This is a genomic window from Streptomyces sp. NPDC001100 (assembly GCF_053598575.1).
Window position 1 is genome coordinate 80621 of record NZ_JBSFKO010000003.1, and the last position, 22057, is coordinate 102677.

Sequence of the window (22057 nt, forward strand, 5' to 3'; positions counted from 1 at the left end):
CCGAGCTGCGGCCGACGACGGCCGCAGGTCACAGACCGCCGGTGCTCCGCCAGGCTCGCCTGGCGGCAGAAACCTCACGAGCCGTCCAACCCGGTGTCCTACGAAACGCGGCGAGCGGCCAACTCGACCGCCCTCCGCTACGGCCAGTACAAGTCGTGAACCGCAGTCCGGTCCGACGGGCGACTTTCCTGATCGAGCCGGGTGGCCCATGACTGATCCCAGAGGTGCGCCAACGGCCCGGAGACACCGTCGGCCTGGACACCGCCGCGGCGTCCCGGCCCCTGTACGGCCCCTGTACGGCACCTGGTTTTGGTATCGGCCCTCAGGGCAGCCGCCCGGACCGCGAAAGACAACCTCGGCCACCTGCTTCACCGCAGGTCAGAGGGGTTCGAACTTCCCGAGCACCGCCGGACTCCAAACCCACGAGCAGCGGATTCAGTCCGCTCAGGCAGAGTTGACGCTCCAACACCCAAAAACAAACGTTTCCGCAGGTCAAGAACCTGCACAGGTGGGGCGGGTGGGACTCGAACCCACGGCCGACGGATTATGAGTCCTTTGAGGATCTTCCGGCCGCTTCCTGATCTTGCCTCGATCTTCCTGTTTTCGCAGGTCAGAGACGTAGATCGGTTCGGGTCTTGCTCTGGGTTTCCCAGTCTTTCCAGATCCTTCCGTCCCCTGCACGTCCCCTAGGGATCCCCTCGCGGGGCTTCCCCGGCGCAACCGCGGCCGAGATCTCACGCGTCACGGCAGGTCAACCCAAGGGGAGAATCACACGGTAGAACTCTCGCGCAGCGGAGTGCCTTACCGGCGGAGTGGGCTCCCACCCCCTGTGCCCGAGGGTGGAGCCGAGCGGCTTTTCGCAGGTCAGCCGCCGTACTCAAGCTTAACGCGCAGCTCCCCGTTCCGGACGGTGCGCCGGGAGGCGTAGGCATGAGATGTCTCCGGGTTGGGAGCGGCCCCGGCGAAGCTGCCGGGGCCGCCGTGGGGATCAGAGGTTGTCGAGGTCGGCGCGGCCCTCGGTGAACCGCTGTGCTGCCTCGCGGTAGATCGCCAAGAACGCGGCCGGGTCGTGCTCGGTGCGAATGCCGTCGAGCATGTGCTTGGCGAGCCTGTAGTCGGGATCGATGTCGAGGGCGTCCGAGAAGGCGTGGTTGGCGGTGACGGTGTCGTTCTGCCGCCAGGCGACCCAGCCGAGGAGGGTCAGGAGCGGCGGGGCCTTGTCAGTGTGCGGGGGCACGCAGCGCCGGGCGAGGTGACCCCACAGTTGCCGCTCGGTGGGGAGTTCGCTCTCGTCGCCGGTGGACAGCGCGGCATAGCGCGTCTCGGGATCTTGAACGCCGAGGATGATGCGGGCGGCGATCTCGTCCATGAGCTGCGGTGAGCCGTTGCGGAAGTCGGTCAGGGCTCCGCGGATGATGTCGATCGTCCCGTAGCAGGCAAGGAGCTGTCCGCGGTAGGTGCTGGCCTGCGCGGTGTAGTAGTCGGTGGCGGCGTCGAGGGCTTCGCGGTGGCGGTCCGCCGTGCTGTCGGTGACGGGTCGGTACTCGCTGGCGACCTGGACGGCGTGCTGGACGTGCGCCATGCGGCGGTCGCGGCTCTCGCGGGCGGAAGCGAGGAAGTCCCGGGGGTCCTCGCCATCGATGGTGCCGAGGTGTATGCCGACGGCTACCTCGTAGTCGGGGTCGGCGGTGAGCGCGTCCCGGAGGGCTAGCCGGGCGGCGATGAGGTCGCCTTGCCGCCAGGCGACGAAGGCGTACAGAGTCAGCGCGGGAGCGGCCGCCTGTGTGAACGGGTCGGCGCAGTGCCGAGCGAGGTAGGCCCACAGGCGTCGGGCGTGGGGAAGGTCGTCGTCCTCCGCGTGCGCCATACCGGCCTCCAGTGCGCCGTCGTCGTGCAGGCCGACGATGAGCTGAGTGGTCAAGGCGCGGTTGAGGGCGGTCGCTCCGGCCTGGAACTGGCTCAGGGCCGCGTCGATCTGGGCGCACGTCGAGGTGAGCGTGGCGTCGCGTCCGACGCTGGTCTCGCATCGGACATTGAACTGGTCGATGGCGGCGTCCAGTTGCTTGAGGAAGTCGGTGTCGGTCGGGGCTGCCGCCCGGAACTCCTTGACGATGTCGCGGGTGCGAGGGCCGGGGGTGCGGCCGAGGCGCGTCATCTGTGCCGCAACACTGGTGGGGTCATCGGCAGTTGGAAGCGGCTGGCCCTCGCAGCACCCTTCGGTGGTGCACTCGAACGCCCACCACCGGTTCGCGACGAGACCGATGGTCTGGAGTACTTCGGCGCGCTGCCGGCCGAGGGCTGTCGTGAGCCAGTCGGCGACGGGGGCGAGGAGCGCGGCGGTGTCCCACGGGGTCTCGTCGGCGCGCGGCTCGCGGCAAAGGTAGACGACGACGCCCTCTCCGGGATCGTGCCTCATGTCGTGGGCGTACGCCACGAACTGCCGGGCGGTGAGTTCGGCGGCGGCCTGCCATTCGGCGGGGTCGTCGGGCAAGGGGCACGTCATGGTCGGGCCGTCGATGAAGTTGGGGCCGGGGGCGTGGAGGGCGATGCTGTCGTCCGGGTAGTGCCCGAGGAGGTACGGCAGGATCTCGGCGAGGTTGGGCAGGCTGGTGACCTGCACGGTGTTGTCGGGGCTCACTTCGGGTCTCCCTCAGGGGTCGGGGTGGGGTCGGACTGCCCGATACGGGCGGGCGGGGGCGGCGCCGGGATGCCGCGCGGCTTGTTCGTCAGGGCGGGGAGCAGGTGGTCGCGGACAAGTGCGCCAAGGTCGGCGGCGAGGGCCTTACTGGTGCGCGTGTTGAGGACGGCGTGCCAGTTGCGGCCGGGCTGGAGCCGGGCGTCGCGGGCCGCCTGTGCCTCGGCCTGCTCGGCGGGGGTCGCACCGTCGGGGATCGGCGGCAGGTCGGGGCCCGCGGTGATCCACGTCTGGATGGCGAAGCCGCGGGATTGGATGCGCAGGCCGACGCTGTGGCCGTCGGGATGGCGGTAGAGGGCTTTGCGGTCGGGGGTGTCGGTGTCCTCCTTGCGCCAGGGCGGGTCGAAGGGTGGGGCGATCTGGTCGAGGGGCGGTACGTCGATCTCGTCGCGTGGCTCGGCGAAGGCCGGGCGTCGGCGGCGGACGACGGGCGTCTTGCCTGGGCGGTCGAAGGTGCCGGTCATGCGACGGGCTCTGTGCTGGGCATCAGCTCGTCGACCAGGTCGAAGGCGCGGCGGAAAGCGACGAGCGAGTGGGCAGTGCCCAGGTACTGGTCGCGCTCCTCGAAGGCTTCGAGGGCTTCGGCGCGGGTCTTGGCGTAGTCGTCGTCCGGGGCGAGGGAGTCGGCGCAGCCGATGAGGCAGCGGGGGCCGAGGTCCCAGATGATCGCGTTGACGGCGGCGCATCCGGCCGACAGCGAGTCGATGTCGTTGCCGTACCAATGGAAGTCGTGCGGATCGAGGCCGAGTTCGCGCAGGCGGACGGCGACGGAGCGGAACATCGTCCCCGAGCCGACGGCGGGTTCACGGAAGGACATGCCCGGCTCCGCGAAGTCCTTGTCGATGGTGATGTTCGCCATGAGGTCCGTGATGCATGCCGGCGTGTGGTACTCGCCGCGCCACTTCTTGTCGCTCTTGTGCCGGAGGCCGGTGAGAAGGGGGCTGAGGACGTCGGCCTCGGAGCGTCGCCAGACGTCGTCGTGGCCGGTGAGGTCCATCAGGCCGGTGTTGATAGCGGCGCGGGTGACGGCGTGGACGGCGCGGAGCTGCTGTTTGTCGGGATCGGGGTTCCAGGCCCAGTCGTGCAGGCGTATCGCGCGGTTGATGAGGTCGGGGCGGTTGATCCAGTGGCCGAAGTAGATCTCCTTGAAGAGCTGGGGCAGTTCGTGCGGCTGGCGACCCAAGACCCAGTCGGCGAGACCGGTGCCGGTGTCCGGCGGCTGGCGCAGGAGCGCGAGCGCGGCGACGGTGCCGAGGGGGACGTCGATGCTGCTCCCGCCGTGGCTCTGGTACCAGGCGTCCATGACGTTCTCGGCGATCTTGCGGGCATGGTCGTGGGGGTCGCGCGGGGCGAGGGCCTTGCGCCAGGTGGTCTTGGCGGGGCGTACAGCCGCCTTCGATTTGGGCGGGGCCTTCTTCTTCGCCCAGCTGGGTGCGGTCCGGGCCGCGGCGGGCGCGGCGGCTCGCGGCAGGAATATGTCGTCGTCAGGCATGGGGTTCCTCTGGATGCGCGCGTGAGGCCGCCCCGGTGCGCGGGGCGCGGCCGGGGCGGCAGTGGGACTGAGGCGTCGGGATTCAGTCGGCCTCGCGACAGGCCTGGAGTTGGGCCACGGCGGCTCGTATCTCGACGGCTTCGGCCGCTTCGGGGTGTCCGGTCTGGCGCAGGCCGGTGACCAGGAACATCAGGGCCAGCTCGTCGACGCCCATGTCGGCGACCAGCTCCTCGAAGCTGAAGTGCTCAAGCGCCACGGGGCGGTGGTCATAGCCGACTCGCAGGGTCTTCTCGATCTCCGTGAGAGTGCTGACCCTCTGTTCTTCGGTGAGGCCCAGGAGGGAGGACCACGCGGTGAGGGTGTCGTCGTCTACCGGGAACTTCACGTGCAGTTGGCCTTTCTGGGGCGGCCGCTCCCGGCCCGCGCACGCCGACCGGGAGCGGGTCGGGTGCGGTCAGGAGGGGAAGGGGTCGTTGCGGTGGTCGGGGTGGACGACGGCCCACAGTCCGGAGGGCATGGGTTCGGTGATGACGCCCCATCCGGCCCAGCGCATGACGGCGAGGTAGCCGAGCGGTCCGCCGGCGAAGCCGGTGCGGTCGCCGCAGTCCGGGTCGGGCGCGATGAAGATCCATCCGGGCAACGCGTCGCAGGCAGGCAAGACTTGGAAGCCGGGGCGCAGCTCGCGGGTGCCGTCGGTGACGATGGGCGGCAGTCCGGCGGCGTCGAGGATGCGGATGGCCTGCTGGATGTGGGGGTGGTCGTGGTGCTCGGGGAGCGTTCCGACGCCCTTGCGGATGACCTGCCGGGGCGGCTTTGCGCCTTGGCTGGCGTGGTAAATGTCCATGAGGAGCAGCGCGTCCTCGATGCGCCCGGCGAAGCGCAGGGCGAGGTTGGCGACGACGGCGACAACATGGCGGTCGCTGCCCATGAGGCGCCGGAATTGCTCGTCGGTCATGTGCTGGAACTGGTTGGCGCGTATGACCGCGTGGGCGCGGGATGCCGTGCGCAGGGCGCGGGCGACGTATTCGGGTTCGGTACCGATGTGGTTGGCGAGGGTCTGAATTCCTCGGGTGTAGGTCATGCGGTGGTCTCCAAGAGGACGCTTGCGCGTATGGGTGCGCCCCCGGCCGTTGGCCGGGGGCGCTGTGCGGTGAGGGGTGTTGGTTACGGGGCGCCGTGGTGGAGGAGGACCGTGGCCATGACCTGTTGCTCCTTGAGGGTGAGGGGGCGGCCGATGATGCGGGTGATGTGGGGGCCGCCGTTGTTCTCCCGCGCGGTCACGGTGGAAAGGAGGTTGGCGTTGACCACGGTCCAGGTGACGTTGTGGTGGGTGAAGAGGGAGAACCGCTCGTCGCTGGCCAGGTCCCATTCGACGCTGCCTTCGGTGAAGGCGGTGAGGAGGGTTTGCTCCTCGACCTGGGCCCTTCCGTTGGGGAGTTCCGTGTAAGGAAGGTTCATTTCTTCACCTTTCTTTTTGGTTCGGCTTTTCCGAACTTCTTACTTATATCTTAATGGCAAATACCCTAGAAGCAAGTTCCAGGCATTTTTATGCGCATTTAATTTCCGCAATTCAATTCCTAATTCGCTGATGCGGGAATGAGGTCGGGCCAACGGACTGCCTCCAGCGCGCGGCGGTGGGAGTCGGGTACCGGCACGGTGGGATAGCCGAGCCAGTCGAGCCCCATCGCGGCGAGGATCGCGGCGTCCGCTTGGTCGTAGCGGCCGGGCCCGTCGCACTCGACGCCGTATCGCTCGACGGCCACCGCGCGCACCATGCCCTTCGCGACCCGGGCGCGGTCCTTCCGCGGGTAGTCCAGGGCGGGGTTGGCGCGGCCGGTCGCGTAGATCGTGCGGCCGTGCGGGGTCACGACGGCGTACGGGATGCGGCACCGCCACAGGTACTGGGTGACCAGCCACCACAGGCCGGCCAGCTCGTGATGGCCGGCCTGCCCGCCCTGGGCGTACGCGGCCCCCTCGACCACCACCAGGTCCGCACTGTCCGTGCCGACCTTCACGTTGAGCGCGACCGCCGCCAGCAGCCAGTCCAGCCGTTCATGGCTGCGGCGGCGCCCGGGCCGGAAGGCACGCGCCCAATCGCTTCCGGCGATGCCCGTCGAGGTCAGCGACAGGTCGAGACCGACGACGCAGGGCTGCCACTCCCCCGTCGCCTGGACGCTGGGCAGGGTCACCGGGGCGCTCTGGAGTTCGGCGGTCACCGGGCGCCCTCACCGGTCGCCGCACGGTGCTTGGTGATCAGCCGCTCGGCCTCGGCGATCGCAGGCTCCCTGCGGCGGTCGGTCCACTCGCCCTCGTAGCTGCCGACCGGGCCCCACAGGTACCAGCCGGTGTCGTGGTAGCCGTCGTTCGGGTTCCTGCGGCGGCGGCCCAACTCCCACCAACCGTCGCGCCAGCGCCAGAGGCGATTCGCATCCGCTTCGCGCACCCAACCCGCACGCTCGGCCAGGGCCTGGAAGCGGGCCAACTCGGTGCGCAGCATGGCCGCTTCAGCTGCGGCGTCCAGGTCTCGCGGGGCGGCGCGTTCGGCATGGCCGGTCCGGTGTACGGGTGATGCGGGGTGCAGGCCGAGTTGCTGCACGGCGTCGTCCCTCTGGCGGGCGACGCGGAGCAGCAGGCGGGCAGCGCCGTGCATGCCTCGTTCTTCGAGCCACTTTGCGGTGGCGTCGATCTCGACCCCCACGGATCGGTCGTTCATCGGTCGGACTCCTTCGCGGGGCCGCCCCGGCACTGGCCGGGGCGGCCCCGATGCACGGTGGTTACGGGCGGGCGGGCTTGGGGGTCTTCGGGTCCTTCCGGATGCAGATGCCGGAGTCAGGCATCACCCGGCCGCCCGCGACCAGTTGCTTGAAGCGCACACCGGGGCGGAACCTCACGACCCGGCGGGCGGTGAGCTCCACGGGCTGCCCGGTCTGCGGGTTTCGGGCGGTGCGGGCGGGGCGCATCTCGGGGGTGAGGCTGCCGAAGCCGGTGACGGAGACGGTTTCACCGGCGACGACGGCGCGGACCATGGCGTCGAGGACGGCTTCGACGGCGAGGGTCGCGTGGGCGCGATCGCCGGTGGCCTGCGTGACCGCGTCGACGAGCTGGGCCTTGTTCACTTCGGGTTCCTTTCGATTCAGGAGCTGGAGCGCGGTAGTCGAGGGGCGGGCGCGCCACGCGGAGGGAAGAGGCCCCAGCCCTAGGCCGGGGTCCGTGTCGTCACACGCACTCCCACACGTGTGTGAGAAATGATTCATGAATGTCATCTATCTCTTGTCAGTCGGGAAGACGGATCAGGAACTTTCCGATCGCGAGTACCTGGGAGATCGGCAGGACCACAGCGTCGGCGGAGACCAGATACGGCTCCTCGCCGGCACCGGGGCGTGCGGGCACCGTCCACACCGTTCCCGTGAGGTCCGCGTACCGGGCCCCCACCTCGAGGAGGCGTCCTGCGGAAAAGAACCTGCGGGTGCGCAGCGACGGGGACCATCCCTCGCCGGGCACCGGACCGTCCCCGGTGCCCGGCACCTGGAGGCCGAGGAAGTTGGGTCCGGCCGTCACCAGGGTGCCGACGGCCCCCAGGGAATGGAACTCGATGGCCTCGCCATGCTGGCCTGCCTTCAGCCACCTGGAGAGGTCGTCAGCACTGAGCTGGACAGGCCGCCCATACACCGAGCCGTCATCACGGGCTCCGAGCATGACGCGCAGCAGCGAGCGCCACGGCAGGAGGCTGGCGTTGGAAGCAGCCGGGACCGTGATCTGGGCAGTTCCTTCGGTGAACCTCAGCCGGTGGTGACCGTCAGCCGTGACGTGCTCGACGGTGACGGTGTCCGACGACTCCAACCAGCCGCGCAGTGCAGCGGCGTCCTCGTAGGCAATCGGTGCCGTCCACACATCGCCCGCGATCTCGGTCCGGGCGACCGCAAGGGCTCGGTCACTGCACGCAGCCGCGTGAAGGTAGCCGGGGGTGGAGTCGAGAACCAGGACATCGTGGTCATGGGCGTCGTCGTCCACGGGGAAGCGGTGCGGGGCGACCTGGTCGAGGATGGCCGCCAGGGTGTCGGCCCGAAGGGTGAACATGATGGGTCTCCGCAGGAGTTGTAGGAGTTGGTGTTCAGGTCGTTGAAGCGCGTTTGCGGGCTCGGCGCGCCCGTTGGGCGAGCCGTCCGGCCTCTCTGCACAGGGAACAGGCGCGCTCCCCGCGTCGGTTGTGAGCACGGGCTCCGGCTTCGGTGCCGTGACGTATCGGGCGCCGCACGCGCTCGTGCAGCTCGTCTGGGCTCGCGCCTCCGCAGGTGGCGAGGATCTGCCCGCTGCGCCAGTACCGGCCGCCGCACACACCGTCGAACAGGCTTGCTTTCGGCAGGACCAGCTCGACGCAGCGTGCTCGGAACGGACAGCTCCGGCAGACGGAGAGGAGCGAGAGGACCAGCGGCTCCGTCGGGGCTGCGTCCGCCGTCTCGTCGAACGTGAAGCGGTCGTCCCCCACGCAGGGAGCCGCGGCGACCCACCCATTGCCGCTCATCTGCTCCGCCTGCCGTGGGCTAGGCGGTTGGCGGCAACGGAATCAGGTGCGTCTGATCGCTGGTACTGACGCCGTGCGGGTGGACGTAGTCGCTGGGCAGGGGCATCAGGTGTCGGTCGGCCAGCGCGGGGATGGAGAGCACCTGGGCGAGGATCCGGGTGAGGCGGGTGTCGCAGGACGGCGTCCACCTCGGACGCGGCGCTCGGATCTGCGTGCCGTCGTCGGCGACACCTTCGAGGACCTCGATGATCCGGCCCCCTGACCTGCGGCCGTCGACAATGACTGCGGTTGCCTCCGGGTGACGCTCACGCACCAGTTCGGCCACCCGCGCTACCCGGTCGACCGGTGGCAGCTCCAGCAGCCACGAGTTTCCCTCGGAGGCCGAGTTGCGGTGGACCGAAGCCCATGCCGGAGAGAGGTAGGGCGCGAGCGCGGTCTGTACGTCGGACTCGATCTCGTCCGCGATGTAGTCGAGCGGATGCTCCTGGGCGCCTTCGCGGTTGTTCCACAGCTCGGGGCACGTTCCGAGCGGGCTGGTCTGGGCACCCAACACAGCGTGCAGGTCGAGGGTCCGCGTGCTGTAGAAGGCGAATGTCACGTAGACCGCCTCGGGGCAGGCGGCACGGATCTTCGCGCTGACGTGGTCGAGCACCGCGAGGCAGTAGGCCTGTGCGATGCGCTTGCCCTGGGCGTCCAGTTGACGGCGCTGCTCGGCGAGCAGTGTCAGGTCTTCATGCGTGGTGGATGTCATGGCAGGGGTGTCTCTTTCTTGTAGGGGTGGGTCAGGCGAGGACGGGCATGAGGCGTTCACCGATCCAGCGGGCGACGTTGACGGACACGGCATTGCCGGCCTGTTGCGTCTGGGCGGCCTTGCTACCGACGACCTGGTAGGTCTCGGGGAACCGCTGGGCCGACAGGTGCTCGCGGGGTTGGAGCATGCGAAAGCGGCAGTCCATAACGGCGGGCGCGCTGCGCACGACAGCCGCCGAGGCCCGGGTCGACAGGGTGTGCAACGGTTCAGCCGCCGTCTTCGGGGCGGCTTTGCGGTACGGGATGACCAGGGTGTTGCGGGCCCGGTCACCGGCAGCGCCATCGGGTACCACCAAGCCGTGGTGCCGGGCCCCGGCCAGCGTGCTGAGCGGGTTGTCGACGGGCGCCACGTCGCAGTTGTTGCGGAACTCCACGATGAACGGGTCGACGGTGACCAGGGCTTCGCTCTCGCGGGTCATGCGGGTACGCATCGGTTCGGCCACCGAGGAGGCCGTGTCGTTCCACGAGCCGCCGACCGGCACCAGGAGTGCTTCGCCCACCTTGACCGTGCGGACAGGCAGCGGCCTGGTGTCCGGAGCAAACGCGCGGTCGCTTCCGTCCTTGCCGTGCGTCAGGGTGACGACGGACGGCTGGTGAGGGAACTTGGCCAGTCCCGCCTCGATACGCCGCATGGTGTTCGGCACCAGCGGCCGGTCACGGTCCCCGATGCGCTGGCCGATGTCGTCCCACATGATCACGTCGGAAGCCGGTCGGACGTACGGCTCCACCAGGGCATGTCCGCAGCTTGTGTTCGGGCACCGGTAGTCGTACTGCTGGCCGTACTTGCCCACCTTCACCTTCGGGTCGCGCCAGCTCTGGCGGGCGCGAACGTCGCGCCCGCAGTGAACGCAGTACGCCCGCGGACGCGGGGCAAGGTCGGGTCGGCGTATCCCGGCGAGAGTGAAAACCAGATAGACCCGGTCGCGCCACTGCGGGGCGTACGGGTTGGTCTCCGAGCCGATGTGCGCGGAGGACACCGAGACGATCTGGACGCGATAGCCCAGCTTCTTCATGCACCGGATCCACTCCGGGAACAGGCCCCAGCCGGTGACGAACTCGACGACGTTCTCCACGACGACGCAGGGGAAGCGTTTGGCCTCGGCGGCGCGCAGCACGCACCAAGCAGTGACCCGCGTCAACTCGAAGGCTTCTGGGGGCAGTTCGCGCCACTGCTCCTCCTCTTCGAACAGGGCGTCTTGTATGGGGTCGGGGCGCTTCCTCCCGCCGGCGGGGCTGAGCTCCCAGCAGATGACCGAGGCCCAGAGCACGAGAGCCTTGGGGAGCCAGCGCATGGGGTAGTTCTGGATGTCGGCGCAACGGGCTGCGGCCTTAGGGTGGTTGAGCGCGAAGGTATCGACCGAGGTCTGCCAGTGGTTGATGCCGAGGATGGGGTCGAATCCGGCTTCGAGCAGGCCGGTGGCGTCTCCGCCTGCTCCGCAGAACAGGTGGACGGATCGGGTCACGATGGTGATCTCCCAGAGGTGATCGCCCGGCCCGGTGGGCCGGGCGACCTACGGTCAGGACTTGTGACGGGACCGCGTCGCACGGTGGTGGCGGCTGTCCTCGATGCCGAGGGCCGTGAACGCCATCAGGCCGATGACGCACACGAGCAGCAGCCAGGTCACCGGTCCGCGTCCGTGGTGGCGGGCTGTACGCGGCCCGGCCGGTCAGTCATCGCTCCGGGTGACACGGACGGTGGTGATGTGTCCGGCGTTCTCGAACAGAGCCAGCGGGTAGGTGCTGGGCTCGGGCCGCTGCCAGACCCGGCGGTAGCCCTCGTGGCCGGTCAGGCGCAGGGACCATTCCGAGAACCGGGCGATGGCGGTGGCCGCTCCCTCGATCCCGGCGCTCTGGTTCTGGCTGGGGCCGTAAGGCGCGATGTGCGTGGACGAGACCATCAGCCGGGGTGCGCGGCGGGGAACGTCGAGGCCGTCGATGCGGGCCATCAGCGGTATGAGGCTGTTGTGGTGGTGACGCTGCGGGCCGTTGGGCGTGGAGTCGTACAGGACGGTGTGCCGGTCCGGGTTCCCCACGTCCCGGCGGATGGCGATCCAACCGTTCACGTCCGCGCAGTCGGCGGGCAGGCTGTGTTCGGAGACGATGATCAGTTCCGTGCCGTCCGTGAGATCGGCGCGCACGAAGAATTCGCCGCCGCCGGTCTCGACGTCGGTGACCCAGCCGGCGTAACGCAGCGGGGTGATGATCCGGTTGTAGCTGAAGAACAGCTGGTTCCACAGCGGGTCGTTGGTGCGGTTGTGGTCGGGCAGTGCGGCGATGACGGTCATGTGGTCTCCAAGAGGGTATGCTCGGCGGGCACGCAGGAAATGCGTGCACACCTTTGAGAAATGTCACCTATCTCAGGTGAAAGCGAAGAGCTTCAGACGGCAGGCAGTTCACTTCGGGCGAGGATCTGCACCGCCCACATCCGGCCGCCGCGCGTGACGACGCAACCGATCGCACGCCCCTGGTAGGGCAATACGAATCCACTGCCGCCCTCTTCCCGCTTCAGGGTGTCGACGAGGTCGCGGACGCCGTCCTCCGCGCACTCGGGCGAGCAGTACAGGCCGTCACCGAGCCGTGGAGCGAGGTGGGGGCCGTGGACAACTTCGGCGACCACGATGTAGGCGTCGGGGGCCGGGCTGAGCGTGATGGTCACGAGCGATCTCCAAGTGGTGGGCAAGTCCGGCGAGTTCCGAACTTCTACTTATATCTTAATGGCATACATCGAGGCGTCAATGTGGGTGATCTTGCGAACGCCCTTACCTCTGGCGGGACTTGGCCGCCGCCTGCCGTCCCCTCTCCCGCCCCATGCGGGCCAGCTCCCGCGTCCGCTGACGGGCCATCTCCAGCGCCTGCGGGTCGCTCCGCGCCACCCGGCGCTCCTGCTCGGCGAAGAACTCCCGTAGCCAGTCCTGCTGGTCGCGGTGCTCGCGGTCGGCCGCCTCCCGGCGTTCCTCTTCCCGCTCGGCGCGCGGATTGGTGCCGCATCCCCGGCAGTTGCCCACCGGCTCGGCGTGCTTGGCACAGCCCGTTCTCTGCTGTCCGCGACGCGTCTCCGTGTCCCCGACAGCACCGCCCGTGGGGGTAGGGGGGTTAGGAAGAGAAGAGGAAGAAGGGGGAAGAGAAGGGGTTTCCCCGGGGGAACCCGCCCGGTTCCCCTGCGGCAACCCACTGGGTTCCCCCGGGGCGACCCTGCGTGTGGCCCCGCCAGGGTTCCCCTGGGGCAACCCAGCCCCCCGCGCGGTCTCCTCGGCGGCCCGCACCTCCTGCCGAGCAGTCACGTCCTGCTGGGTGCGGGCCGCCGACGACGGTCTGCGGCGCGGCGTACCGCTGCGCGCCAGCCGGGGGTTGGTCGGTGCCTGACGCGCTGCACGGCGCCGCTCGGCCAACTCCTCCGTGGAGGGGATGGGCGGCACGCCGTACGGGAAGACGCGGTACTCGGCACGGCGGCCGACACGGCCGATCGTGACCCGCTCGACCAGGCCAAGGCCGACGAGCTCCGTGACAAGCGTGCTGACCTGCTTCTCCCCCACGCCGGCCCACGCCATCATCCGCTCCAGGCCGGGCCTGGCCAGCCTGGTCTGGTCGTCGGCCGAGTCCGCGATCTTCATGAGGACCAACTTCTGCGCTTTGTTGAGCACCTCCTTCGGCAAGTAGGCGGCCACCACCATCAGTTGGATGCTCACCGGCACCTCTCCGTGTTGCGTCCCGCCGCCGCGCCGGGGCCGGGGCGGGGCCCACGCGGGTACCGCCCCGGCCTGGTGCGGTGGTCAGGACTGCTTGCTCGCGGTGACGTTGATGCTCACCGCTGTCCGCCGGTCGTGGTCGAGGCGGGTGGGCACGGGGACGCCCACTTCCTTGAGCCTGGCTTTCATGGCCGGCGTATCCGGTGCCATGGGCACCTCCAGGCCCGCGCGGCGGTAGAGGCCGACCATGGCCTCGATGTCGTCGACCTTGGTCGGGTTGCCGCCGCTCCACCCCAGGACGTTGTCTCCGTAGGTGCCCGGCTCGGAGCCGTCGAGCTGGGCCCGCAGGAACTTCTGACGCTCCTTGAGGGGCTTGATCCGCTCGGTGACGGCGACGTACTCGGCCAGTGCTACAGCGCGTTCCTCGTCGTCGTGGACGAGTCGGCTCTGCACCGAACGTCCTGTTGCGATCGGTCCCCAGCACGCGGTGCGGAAGGGACAGTGGTCGCAGATCGCGGACAGGCCCGGCCCCTGGAACGTGCGCGGCAGTTCTTCCGGGGAGGCGGCGGCGCGCACCTGCTGGACCCACCAGCGGGCGCGGCGGGCCCGGTCGGCCTCGTAGGCGATCTCCTGTACGTGGTCGTCGCCGTTGTCGCGGTTGATGAACCGGAACCGGATGCGGGCAACGGGCACGGGGCCGATCCGGGCGAGCTGGCGCTGGCCGCTCACGCGCGCGAATCCCTCGGCGGCGAGGAGGTCGGCGTACAGATACACCTGCCGCATCTCGGCCTCGCTCGCCCCGTACCGCAGGACGTTGTCCCACTGGTAGGTGCCCTTCGTCTTCACGTCCTCGACGGTCGTCTGTTCGGCAGGGAGCGTGGGGCGCAGCCGCTTCGGGAGCTGTGCGGCGGTGGTGCTGTCGAGTTGGACGGCGTCGATGTGCCCCCGGACGGTCTCGTCCTCGACGCGGCGCTCCACGAGCCAGCCGTACTCCTCGCGGGCGGCGTCGAGTATCCCGGCGTGCAGCCAGGTGCCGAGAATCGCCTTGCGCTTCTCGCCGGTGTCGGTGGGGGTGCGGCCGTGCAGCAGGTATCCGGCTCGGCGTGCGCACACGGTGTCGCTGGCGCCCAGTTTGGTCTGCTGGGAGCGGGGGCGGCGTGCGTCCGCCGCGTGGGCGGCGGGCCACAGGCTGACGGGCCGCTGGGGCACGAGGGCCACAGTGGTCATGATCTTTCTCCAAGAGGATGCGGGGTGCCTCACCGCTGACGGCGGGCGGCACCCGGTGTCGGCAGGGGTCAGGAGGCAGCGCGGCGCGCGGGGGCGGTTCGCTTGCGCGGGGCGCGCTTGGCCGGAGCCGGGGGCTCGTCTGCGACGGTGGCGGTGTCCTGCTCCGGGTCCGGGGCCTTGGCCGCGTTCTTCGCGGCACGCGGCCGCTTCTTCGGCGCCGCCGTCGCCGCGCTCGTGTTCCGCTCCCCCGTCTCGGGGTCACCGCCAGGCTCACCTCTCAACGTGCCGCCCGCGGAGTCGCCCGCTTCGAGTCCGGCCGCCACCCGCAGGCGCCGGGTCGCCTCCTCCGCCTCACGGACGACGGCTTCGGCGTCGGCACGCTCCATCTCCTCGTCGACGTAGACGCCGGAGAGGTCCTGCGGTGCGGCCATGCGCAGCGAGCCGGCCTCGGCGCACTTGCGCAGCATGTGGGCGGGCATCTGCTGCCACATCTTCGCCACGACGTACGCGCTCTGCTTGCGGTCGTAGTAGGTCGGGGCGAACTCGTCCCAGCGAGCGATCATGGGGAAGCGGCTCGTGCCGCGCAGGACGGTGACCTTGACCGCGGCCGGGTACGCCTTCGACAGCCACACGTCGTGGGCGTTGCCCTCGGAATCGTAGTAGACGGTGTCCTCGTAGGAGATGGACTCCCCGGCCTTCGCCGCCGCCCGGTGGGCGACCGTGCGGAAGCCGTCGATCCCGGTCTGGATCGTCCATGTCTTCTCGGGCTCGTCGGGGTTGTCGGCGGCCTTCCAGTTGGTGCGGCCGATCATGTAGATCTGCCGTGCGAACGGATCGAGTCCGGTCCGTACGCAGTAGTGGAAGAACATGGCCAGGTGGCCGCGCGGGGCGGCGGCCAGGCCGGGGCTGATCAGGGCCAGCGTCGAGAGCTGCTTGTGGTCGAACTCGTCCTGGTCGGCGCGCAGGGTGATGGCGCTCGGTGGGACAGGCTGGGGCGCCGTCGCGGTTGGTTCGACCACCGTGCCCTCCACTACGGCGGGTTCGGCGGATGGTTCGTCGGTCACGCTCTCTCCAAGAGGTCAGTCGGTCCGCAGGCTGCGGACCTCGAACGCGCGCTCCCATTCGGGATGGCGTTCGATGAGGAGCCGGACGTACCGGCTGCGGAAGTTGTTGTTGAGGCGGAAGTCGTCGCCCTCGGTCGCCGTGACGTAGTGCCAGCGCAGGACCTCGAAGAGCATCCCGATGCCGATCCGGCGCGCGCCGCGCTTCAGGTAGTCGGCGGTCAGGGTTTCCAGGGCCCGGAGCACCCAGGGATTGAGCTGGTGGAACGTCTCGAACTGGGCCTGGATCGAAGACGGTTGCCCCTCGGGCTGCCGCACGGTGTGGATGACCAGGCCTGGTATCTCGCCCTGGACGCCTTCCATACCCACCCCCTGGTAACATGTTCGAAGAATGTCACCTATCTTGAGGGTTGAGGCGCGGATGATCAACCCCCCTAGGACAGGCTGGACTTCACACCCCGGACCGGATCAGACGGAGGCCCGCTCAACATCGCTCTCCATGCGAGCCTCCCGCGCCTCGTTGGCCCGCGCGACGTCACCGAGCGCCCTGACGGCAATATTCGAGTCGGGATGCTTGAGCACGTAGAGCGAGAGAGCCCCTTCGACGACCAGGACCTCGCGGGCGTCCATGACGGCGACTTCGTCGCCGCCCGGCGTGGCAATTAGCTGCACTGCTACCTCCTTGGCGAATTGAGATTACATATATCTTATTCGCAATTTGAGGCCATGTACAATATTTGCGCAGGTCAGAGACCCTTTGATGCGTGACGGCCTCGGGTGAGAACCCGACTGCCCGGCCCGTCGTAGGTGCCGGCCCGCAGGGCGGCCACGACCTCCTCGTCCGCGTCCCACGACACGCTCCGCGAGCTCTGACGCAGTTCCGGCACGGCATCGAGGACGGTCTCCAGGAGCCAGAGCATCGACCCGGACAGCAACCAGTCGCATCCGGGGAAGCGCCCCGTCGCGATGGTCATGGCGAGGTTCCCCTGTGCGGGCAGGTGGAACATCGCGATGATCTCCTGCTGGCCGACGATCGGGGGAAGTTGATCTCCCAGGTCCGGTTCCCAACCCGCGCCCTGCTCCGCGACAATCCGGGCCTTCGCGTCCAAGTCGACCTGGCGGAACCGCGTCGTCGTCGTGCCGAACCGGGCCGCGAAGCCGAGCGGCCAGTAGCGGACTCCGCTGACGACCAGGGCGGTCGACGGGTCCAGCACGCCCCGGCTCGGAGCCAGCCACTGCGCAACCATCTTCGGGTCAACGCGGTACAGGGCGGCGAACTCCTGATGCCCCACCAGGTACGGCTTGCGCCGGCTCATGCTCGTCCTCCGCTGTGCGTCCTGAATGCAGCACGTCAGCGTAGCCGTGCGGGTACGCCGGCGTGCCCGACGGTCGCTGCTAGGGTGGCGGCGGTCTTTCCAAGAGGACCCAGCGGCCCCCACCTCGGTGGGGGCCGTGTGCGTTGGTGTGGCGCTATGCCGTCATCGTTTCGAACCAGAACGCGTGATGGAACGGCCATTCCGACCCGACGCAATCACCAGGATCTCGCGTAGTCCAGCCTCAACATCTAGGTACTCACCGAGGCTGACCAGAACTGTCTGATGGTGTTGGCCCAAGGCGAGTTGCTGCTGAGCACCCTCGTCACGACCGACTGTGTCCTGGTGACTGATCACTGTGTTCCGTCTGCTGCTGTGTTCCATGTAAGTAAGAGGCTTCGCGAGCGTCCGGCGTGAACCTCATCGCTAAGGATTGCGAAAAAGCAAGGCGGTCGTCGCCTTACCTCAGCAGGCTCACGACAGTGAGCGCCACCGCCGTGATGCTGGCCAGTACTGCGAGGGTGGGCAGCGGCCAGCGCGTCTTCTCCAACGCGCTGACCCGTTCCTCCAACTCCTCCAGGGCCTTGTCCGTCTGGTCGCTGCGCTGGACCAGCAGCGCCAACTGACCGTCGATACGGGCGAAGCCGACCTCCACCGTCGCCCGGAGTTCGGCCAGGGCGAGAGCCACCTCTCCCTCGGGCACGTCGTCCTCCTCTTCTCTCGCCGTAGGACGATCAGTACTCCGGCGAGGCCGGATCGCGCTTCGCCGTCAGCCACGATGCTGTCCCCTGCTTACCCAGGACCGTGCCGACGGTGGACTTCAGGGCGCTGAGCGCGGCAGGCATCGAAGCGACCGCCGCGGCCTGCCATGCCGTCAGGGACACCAGGTCCGTCGTGCTGGACGCGGCCATCAGGCCCAGCAGCGACTGCACGTAGGTGGCGAGGGTGCGCTCGGCTATGTCGGCGAGGGCCTGCGGCATGGGGTCGTTCTCCTGGGACGGGGTGGTCGTGGTCTGCTCGGTCGTGCCGGCCTGGTGAGGGACGCGCAGGGCAGTCCAGGTCTGAGGTCCGGGGATGCCGTCGGCGTCGGCGCCGTGGAAGCCGCGTTTGATCTGGAAGGCGGCGTACGAGCGGCGGTGCGCCTCGTTCCAGACCTGCCCGGGCGGCACGTCGTAGGAGTCGCATCCCTCTGCGATCAGGCGCTTCGCCATCGCGGCGATCACCGGTGAGGAACGCCCCACACGGAAGAACTGAGCGCCCGGGTACGCCGCGTACCTCGGGGTCGGCTTCGGGACCGGCGTGGGCGTCGGTTTCGGAGTGGGCTTGGGCGTCGGCTTGGGCTTGGCTCCGCCCTTGAGGTGGCGGGCCACTCTGGCCCGGAAGTCGCCCATGTCGATGCCGCTGGGGTCCGGCTTGCCCGGCTGCCACTCCTTGTGGCCGATGACGCTGCGTTCGTCCCACCCGTGCGCGCGGCAGACCGCCGCCGCCGCGCGCGCCATGGCGTCGAGCTGCGCGGACGGCCACTCCTGGCTACCGGTGTTGATGCACTCGAAGCCGTAGAAGTGCCGGTTGCCGTCGGTGTCGGCCTCGTTGTCGCGCGGGAGGGTCTTCTTCTCCGCGATGACCGCGAGCAGAACGTCCGTGTCGCCCATACCGGCGTGGTTGCAGCGTCCGTAGCCGACCATGTGCACGGTGCCGGAACGGTCGATCACGCCGTGGCACAGGGGTCCGGGCAGGTCCTGGTAGCCGGTACGGCACAGCTCGACCATGTCCTTCTCGGAGCTGTACGGACCGGTGTGGTGGATCATGACCCCGTTCACGGGGCCCCAGTTGCCGTGGGTGTTGCGGTTGTGGGTGCGCCATGTGCCGTGCTCGACGACGCCGAGCCCGGCGCTTTTCAGCGCGGACAGGAACTTGTCCGCGCTCAGCGGTGTAGCCACGCGCTTCGTCCTTCTCCCCTGCGCCGGATGGCAGTCGGCCGTGGCCGCTGCGGCGGTCCGGTCCCTCGGGAGTGCGAAGCGGGTGGAGGGTCACCCTGCTGTCAGGATACTCACTGGTCGGCGCGGGGAGCCGGATCGCATCCGCCGCAACGCGCGCTCAGGATCTGCTCATGCAGAGTGAACTCCTCATTGCTGTAGTGGGGTTGGCGGGGACGGCCCTTGGCGCCGGGCTGGGCGTGCTCGGTGTGGTCCTTGCGGCCCGGTTAGCCAATCGCGCTCAGTTCGACGGTCAGATGACACAGGCCCGCCGTGAAGCCTTCCACTCCTGCGCTCAGGCGTTAATTGCCCGTCAGACGGCTTTGAAGGAGCACTTGGACCTTCTGTCCGACGTCGCCAATGCAGAGGAAGACGGCCTCGACCCACGCACGCGACATGCGCAGTGGCAGTCCTACTGTCAGCAGAAGGAGAACTTCGCGAAGCTCAACGCTGACGCGCTCCAGGCGCTTGGCGCGGTGGCTGTCGTGGGCACACCCCACGTATGGAGGCAGGCGACCGCCACCTCTGAACGTGCCGAAGTGGTGTACGAGCGCCTGGAGGCATGGTTCAGATCCTTTCGAGGTGAAGAGGACTGGGTTGGCGGCCCGGTACGCCGCAGCACCTACCGGCAGTTCAACCGCATGCTCGACGAACACAACAACGCTCTTCACGCCTTCCTCGACGCGTGCAATGCGACGTTGTCGCCTACGCCGCGACGCCGACTGCGCTCGGTACCGCGCCAACCCGCCATCAGCCCGATACCCTGGAGAGTCGCGAGGCAATGAGCTCTATGAGGCATCGTCGGCCCTGTCTGTACGGCAGGAGGCGCCGTCCAGGCTGATCCAGGTTGCCTGGAGACTGCCGCCGCCCTGAACCCGCAGTCGGACCAGGCCCTTGGGGGTGATGTCGAGTTGGAGGGCGCGACGGGCGGCGTCGGAGGCGACATCGACCGTGCGCGGAGCTTCTGGCCAGTAGCCCTCGGGCAGCAGCGCGATCAGCTGGTCGTCGGTGGCCCGCCCGCCGACGAGGCCGATGCGGCCGCAGAGCTCCGTGGTGTCCCAGGGATTGGCGCGGAACTGCGGCGGCTGCTCCTCGTCCGGGACCGTCGTGTCACCGGTCAGCGGGAGGTCATGCCACTCCGGGTAGGGAGCGCGGCGAGCGCGTTCGAGGGTGGTGACCCTCTTCTCCAGCCGGGCCAGTCGGCGGCCGAGGTCAGCGATCGTGTCCGGCATCTACTGCTCCTCCTCGCCCGTGTCGTCCTCGGGCTTGTTGGTGCGTTCCAGCTTCAGCGTGACGCGGTCGGCGGTCTCTCCTTCGCCGGGCTTCACGGTCCAGCCGACGATCCGGCACCAGCCGTCGTAGGCGGTGTGCGGCTCGAACAGCCGGATACGGACGTCGTCTCCGATCCGGAGCGCGTCGATGGGCGCGGCCGGGTGGTCGATGATGTCCAACTCGGTTAGCGAGGGCAGGACTTGACGTGCCAGACGTTCGCGGCGAGTGCGCTGCTTCAGCTTGGCGGCGTCCTTCTCGCTCGTCTCCAGCCGGTGCTCCAGGCGGAGACGCCCGTTGCGTACGCCGTCGATGACGACCGTGCGCTTCTTGCCCTCGCCCGCGCCGAGTCCGATGGCCCACTGAGCGTAGGAGTCGGCGTCCTTGATGACGTGCGGGGTGCCGACGACATTCGCGCCGGTGGTGAAGGTCAGGTCCTCCCGCCGCCGGCCGAGTCGCGGCGCGCCGAGGAGGATGCGTCGCTCGGCGCGCCGCCCGCGCCAGGTCACGGTCTCCGACCATTCCAGGCCGTCGTCGATCTCGGCCATCTCGTCGACCATCTCGCCGAGGTTGCGTGGGTCGGTCTTGGACGTGGTGAAGGGGTCCTTCGCCGTGCCGGTCTTGGCTGTCGACTTCGTGTCGTCGACGACCACGCCGAGGTCGCCGTCGGGCTGGGCCTGGCAGTACGCCCACACGTCGCGGATCACCTGGCACGGGTCGGCTTCGATGTAGGGGCCGCGGCCGTCGAGGTTGCCGTGGAGGTCGAAGCGACGGTGGAGGTAGCTGCCGAACCCGGAGGCCTCGACGGGCAGCGTGCTGCCCTCCGGCTCGGCGCGCCACAGCAGCCCGCCCCAGTCGAGGCGGGCGTCGCGCTCGACCAGGAGCACGGTGTCGCCGGCGTCGAGCAGTTCGGACAGCGCGCGGCGGAACGTGGTCGGCACGGTCGCCTTGAGCGAGCCGGGCCCGGATATCTCCGGGCCGTACTCGACCTCGCCCAGCGGCAGGTTCCAGTGCAAGACGTCACCGGTCGCGGCCCGTACGGCGATGTAGCGGTAGTCGGCCATCGTCACGCGGGCCCTTCCGTGAACGCGACGTCGAGCGTGACCGTGGTGCCCGTCGCGACGGCCAACTCCCCATCGCCGTACTGGTCGTTCTGGTTGATCTCGACGGCCAGGCGCTGGCGGCTGCCCCGGTAGGCAGGGGGTACGGCGACGTCGTCGGCCAGGGTGACGCTGGAGCGGCGGGTGGTCGTGCCGTCGTCGTCCACCACCGTTGCCTTGGCCGCGCGCTCCCCCAGCCGGGTGCGCAGCTCGGCGTAGACGGGGCCTGCCTCGGAGCGCAGTCCGGAGAGCGTGACGACGATGGTGGCCCGTGTCGCCCAGGTGGGGATGTCGAGGTCCCAGGCGGCTTCCTTGGGCCAAGCCGCCCACTGACCGTGCTTGCCTGGCACCTTGTCGGTGGTGGTCGGGTGTACGACGCGCAGAAGGCGTTCGGTGCGTGGGTTCGCGATCTGCCGCAGGTCCGTGATCATGTCGGCGGTGATCGCCCCGGTGTTACGGGGCAGGGTGACGCGGGCCAGAGCGATCCCGGTCATACCGTCGGGCACGGCGGAGGCCTCGCCGGTCACTGCCTCGACGACGTGGAAGTAGCCGATCTCCTGCGTGCGGGGGTCGCGTTCGCCTTCCCACTCGGGGTCCTCGATCCGCAGGACGATCAGGTCGGTGCGGGCGACCGAGCCGGTCGGTGAGATGCCGACCTCGGCGTCGCCGATGTTGCTCTGGGTGTAGGCCCCTTGCCAGGGGCGGGCACCGTGGACGAGAGCCGAACCGTCACCGACCCGGACACCGGGGCCGGGTGTGGGAAGCGGCCGGACCTTCAGGTCCTCGCTCTCCGCGATGCCCTGCCGGCCTCGGGCGAGGTCGCGGATCATCAGGCGCATGGCCCGGGCGGAGTGGTCGGCCCCGCGCACCATCATCGGGGGTTGCAGCGTCACGAGTGCTCTCCGT

The 22057-nt window shown here is 69.2% G+C and carries 25 protein-coding genes and 1 pseudogene; 1 reads left to right on the forward strand and 25 read right to left on the reverse strand.

What is annotated here, in order from left to right; all coding sequences use genetic code 11:
• Nucleotides 1-988: 988 nt before the first annotated feature.
• From ACWDEW_RS04795 to ACWDEW_RS04900, 22 genes and pseudogenes are all read right to left on the reverse strand, one after another.
• Nucleotides 989-2638 carry a DUF4192 family protein gene (locus ACWDEW_RS04795; RefSeq protein WP_450509625.1) on the reverse strand — a complete coding sequence of 550 codons (1650 nt, stop codon included), beginning with the start codon at nt 2636-2638 and terminating at the stop codon, nt 989-991.
• Nucleotides 2635-3159: a hypothetical protein gene (locus tag ACWDEW_RS04800; RefSeq protein ID WP_450509627.1), complete on the reverse strand. Its 525-nt coding sequence runs from the start codon at nt 3157-3159 to the stop codon at nt 2635-2637. Before ACWDEW_RS04800 ends, ACWDEW_RS04795 begins: the two co-directional genes overlap by 4 nt.
• The gene (locus ACWDEW_RS04805) at nt 3156-4187 is read right to left on the reverse strand and encodes an N-6 DNA methylase (RefSeq protein WP_450509629.1); all 1032 of its coding nucleotides are present in this window, start codon (nt 4185-4187) and stop codon (nt 3156-3158) included. The genes ACWDEW_RS04800 and ACWDEW_RS04805 overlap by 4 nt, the downstream gene beginning before the upstream one ends.
• 82 nt (nt 4188-4269) lie before the next feature.
• A complete protein-coding gene (locus ACWDEW_RS04810) occupies nt 4270-4572 on the reverse strand; it encodes a hypothetical protein (RefSeq protein ID WP_450509631.1) in 303 nt (100 codons plus the stop codon).
• A gap of 69 nt (nt 4573-4641) precedes the next feature.
• Nucleotides 4642-5268 (reverse strand): hypothetical protein, encoded by a 627-nt coding sequence (locus ACWDEW_RS04815; protein WP_450509633.1) that lies wholly within the window; start codon nt 5266-5268, stop codon nt 4642-4644.
• 83 nt (nt 5269-5351) lie between these two features.
• Nucleotides 5352-5645 carry a hypothetical protein gene (locus tag ACWDEW_RS04820; RefSeq protein ID WP_450509635.1) on the reverse strand — a complete coding sequence of 98 codons (294 nt, stop codon included), beginning with the start codon at nt 5643-5645 and terminating at the stop codon, nt 5352-5354.
• Between the two features lie 119 nt (nt 5646-5764).
• Entirely contained in the window at nt 5765-6403 is a 639-nt protein-coding gene (locus ACWDEW_RS04825) for a hypothetical protein (protein ID WP_450509637.1), read from the reverse strand.
• A complete protein-coding gene (locus tag ACWDEW_RS04830) occupies nt 6400-6900 on the reverse strand; it encodes a hypothetical protein (RefSeq protein ID WP_450509639.1) in 501 nt (166 codons plus the stop codon). The genes ACWDEW_RS04825 and ACWDEW_RS04830 overlap by 4 nt, the downstream gene beginning before the upstream one ends.
• Nucleotides 6901-6961: 61 nt before the next feature.
• Nucleotides 6962-7303 (reverse strand): HU family DNA-binding protein, encoded by a 342-nt coding sequence (locus ACWDEW_RS04835; RefSeq protein WP_450509641.1) that lies wholly within the window; start codon nt 7301-7303, stop codon nt 6962-6964.
• Nucleotides 7304-7460: 157 nt separating this feature from the next.
• Nucleotides 7461-8264: a hypothetical protein gene (locus ACWDEW_RS04840; protein ID WP_450509643.1), complete on the reverse strand. Its 804-nt coding sequence runs from the start codon at nt 8262-8264 to the stop codon at nt 7461-7463.
• 464 nt (nt 8265-8728) lie between these two features.
• Nucleotides 8729-9460, reverse strand: a complete 732-nt coding sequence (locus tag ACWDEW_RS04845) for a hypothetical protein (RefSeq protein ID WP_450509645.1) — start codon at nt 9458-9460, stop codon at nt 8729-8731.
• Between the two features lie 31 nt (nt 9461-9491).
• Entirely contained in the window at nt 9492-10982 is a 1491-nt protein-coding gene (locus tag ACWDEW_RS04850) for a DNA cytosine methyltransferase (RefSeq protein WP_450509647.1), read from the reverse strand.
• A gap of 204 nt (nt 10983-11186) precedes the next feature.
• A complete protein-coding gene (locus tag ACWDEW_RS04855) occupies nt 11187-11804 on the reverse strand; it encodes a hypothetical protein (protein ID WP_450509649.1) in 618 nt (205 codons plus the stop codon).
• Nucleotides 11805-11896: 92 nt separating this feature from the next.
• Nucleotides 11897-12175, reverse strand: coding sequence for a hypothetical protein (locus ACWDEW_RS04860; RefSeq protein ID WP_450509651.1), 279 nt, complete (start codon nt 12173-12175; stop codon nt 11897-11899).
• A 103-nt stretch (nt 12176-12278) separates the two neighbouring features.
• The gene (locus ACWDEW_RS04865; RefSeq protein WP_450509653.1) at nt 12279-13205 is read right to left on the reverse strand and encodes a helix-turn-helix domain-containing protein; all 927 of its coding nucleotides are present in this window, start codon (nt 13203-13205) and stop codon (nt 12279-12281) included.
• A gap of 84 nt (nt 13206-13289) precedes the next feature.
• Nucleotides 13290-14432: a PD-(D/E)XK nuclease family protein gene (locus ACWDEW_RS04870; protein ID WP_450509655.1), complete on the reverse strand. Its 1143-nt coding sequence runs from the start codon at nt 14430-14432 to the stop codon at nt 13290-13292.
• A gap of 68 nt (nt 14433-14500) precedes the next feature.
• Nucleotides 14501-15496 (reverse strand): recombinase RecT, encoded by a 996-nt coding sequence (locus ACWDEW_RS04875; protein ID WP_450509657.1) that lies wholly within the window; start codon nt 15494-15496, stop codon nt 14501-14503.
• Nucleotides 15497-15511: 15 nt separating this feature from the next.
• Nucleotides 15512-15856, reverse strand: coding sequence for a hypothetical protein (locus ACWDEW_RS04880; RefSeq protein ID WP_450509659.1), 345 nt, complete (start codon nt 15854-15856; stop codon nt 15512-15514).
• A gap of 105 nt (nt 15857-15961) precedes the next feature.
• The gene (locus ACWDEW_RS04885) at nt 15962-16165 is read right to left on the reverse strand and encodes a hypothetical protein (RefSeq protein ID WP_450509661.1); all 204 of its coding nucleotides are present in this window, start codon (nt 16163-16165) and stop codon (nt 15962-15964) included.
• A 74-nt stretch (nt 16166-16239) separates the two neighbouring features.
• A complete protein-coding gene (locus ACWDEW_RS04890) occupies nt 16240-16809 on the reverse strand; it encodes a hypothetical protein (RefSeq protein ID WP_450509663.1) in 570 nt (189 codons plus the stop codon).
• A gap of 457 nt (nt 16810-17266) precedes the next feature.
• A complete protein-coding gene (locus tag ACWDEW_RS04895; RefSeq protein ID WP_450509665.1) occupies nt 17267-17509 on the reverse strand; it encodes a hypothetical protein in 243 nt (80 codons plus the stop codon).
• Nucleotides 17510-17837: 328 nt separating this feature from the next.
• Nucleotides 17838-18746 (reverse strand): annotated as a pseudogene (locus ACWDEW_RS04900) (peptidoglycan-binding protein); the annotation flags it as partial.
• Between the two features lie 170 nt (nt 18747-18916).
• On the opposite strand from ACWDEW_RS04900, the gene ACWDEW_RS04905 reads away from it, so the two are divergent.
• The gene (locus ACWDEW_RS04905) at nt 18917-19567 is read left to right on the forward strand and encodes a hypothetical protein (protein ID WP_450509667.1); all 651 of its coding nucleotides are present in this window, start codon (nt 18917-18919) and stop codon (nt 19565-19567) included.
• A 3-nt stretch (nt 19568-19570) separates the two neighbouring features.
• Here the strand turns inward: ACWDEW_RS04905 and ACWDEW_RS04910 are convergent, their stop codons facing one another.
• From ACWDEW_RS04910 to ACWDEW_RS04920, 3 genes are read right to left on the reverse strand one after another with little or no spacing between them, the layout of a single operon-like run.
• Entirely contained in the window at nt 19571-20014 is a 444-nt protein-coding gene (locus ACWDEW_RS04910; RefSeq protein ID WP_450509669.1) for a hypothetical protein, read from the reverse strand.
• Nucleotides 20015-21121, reverse strand: coding sequence for a hypothetical protein (locus tag ACWDEW_RS04915; RefSeq protein ID WP_450509671.1), 1107 nt, complete (start codon nt 21119-21121; stop codon nt 20015-20017).
• A complete protein-coding gene (locus ACWDEW_RS04920) occupies nt 21118-22044 on the reverse strand; it encodes a hypothetical protein (protein WP_450509673.1) in 927 nt (308 codons plus the stop codon). Before ACWDEW_RS04920 ends, ACWDEW_RS04915 begins: the two co-directional genes overlap by 4 nt.
• Nucleotides 22045-22057 lie beyond the last annotated feature (13 nt).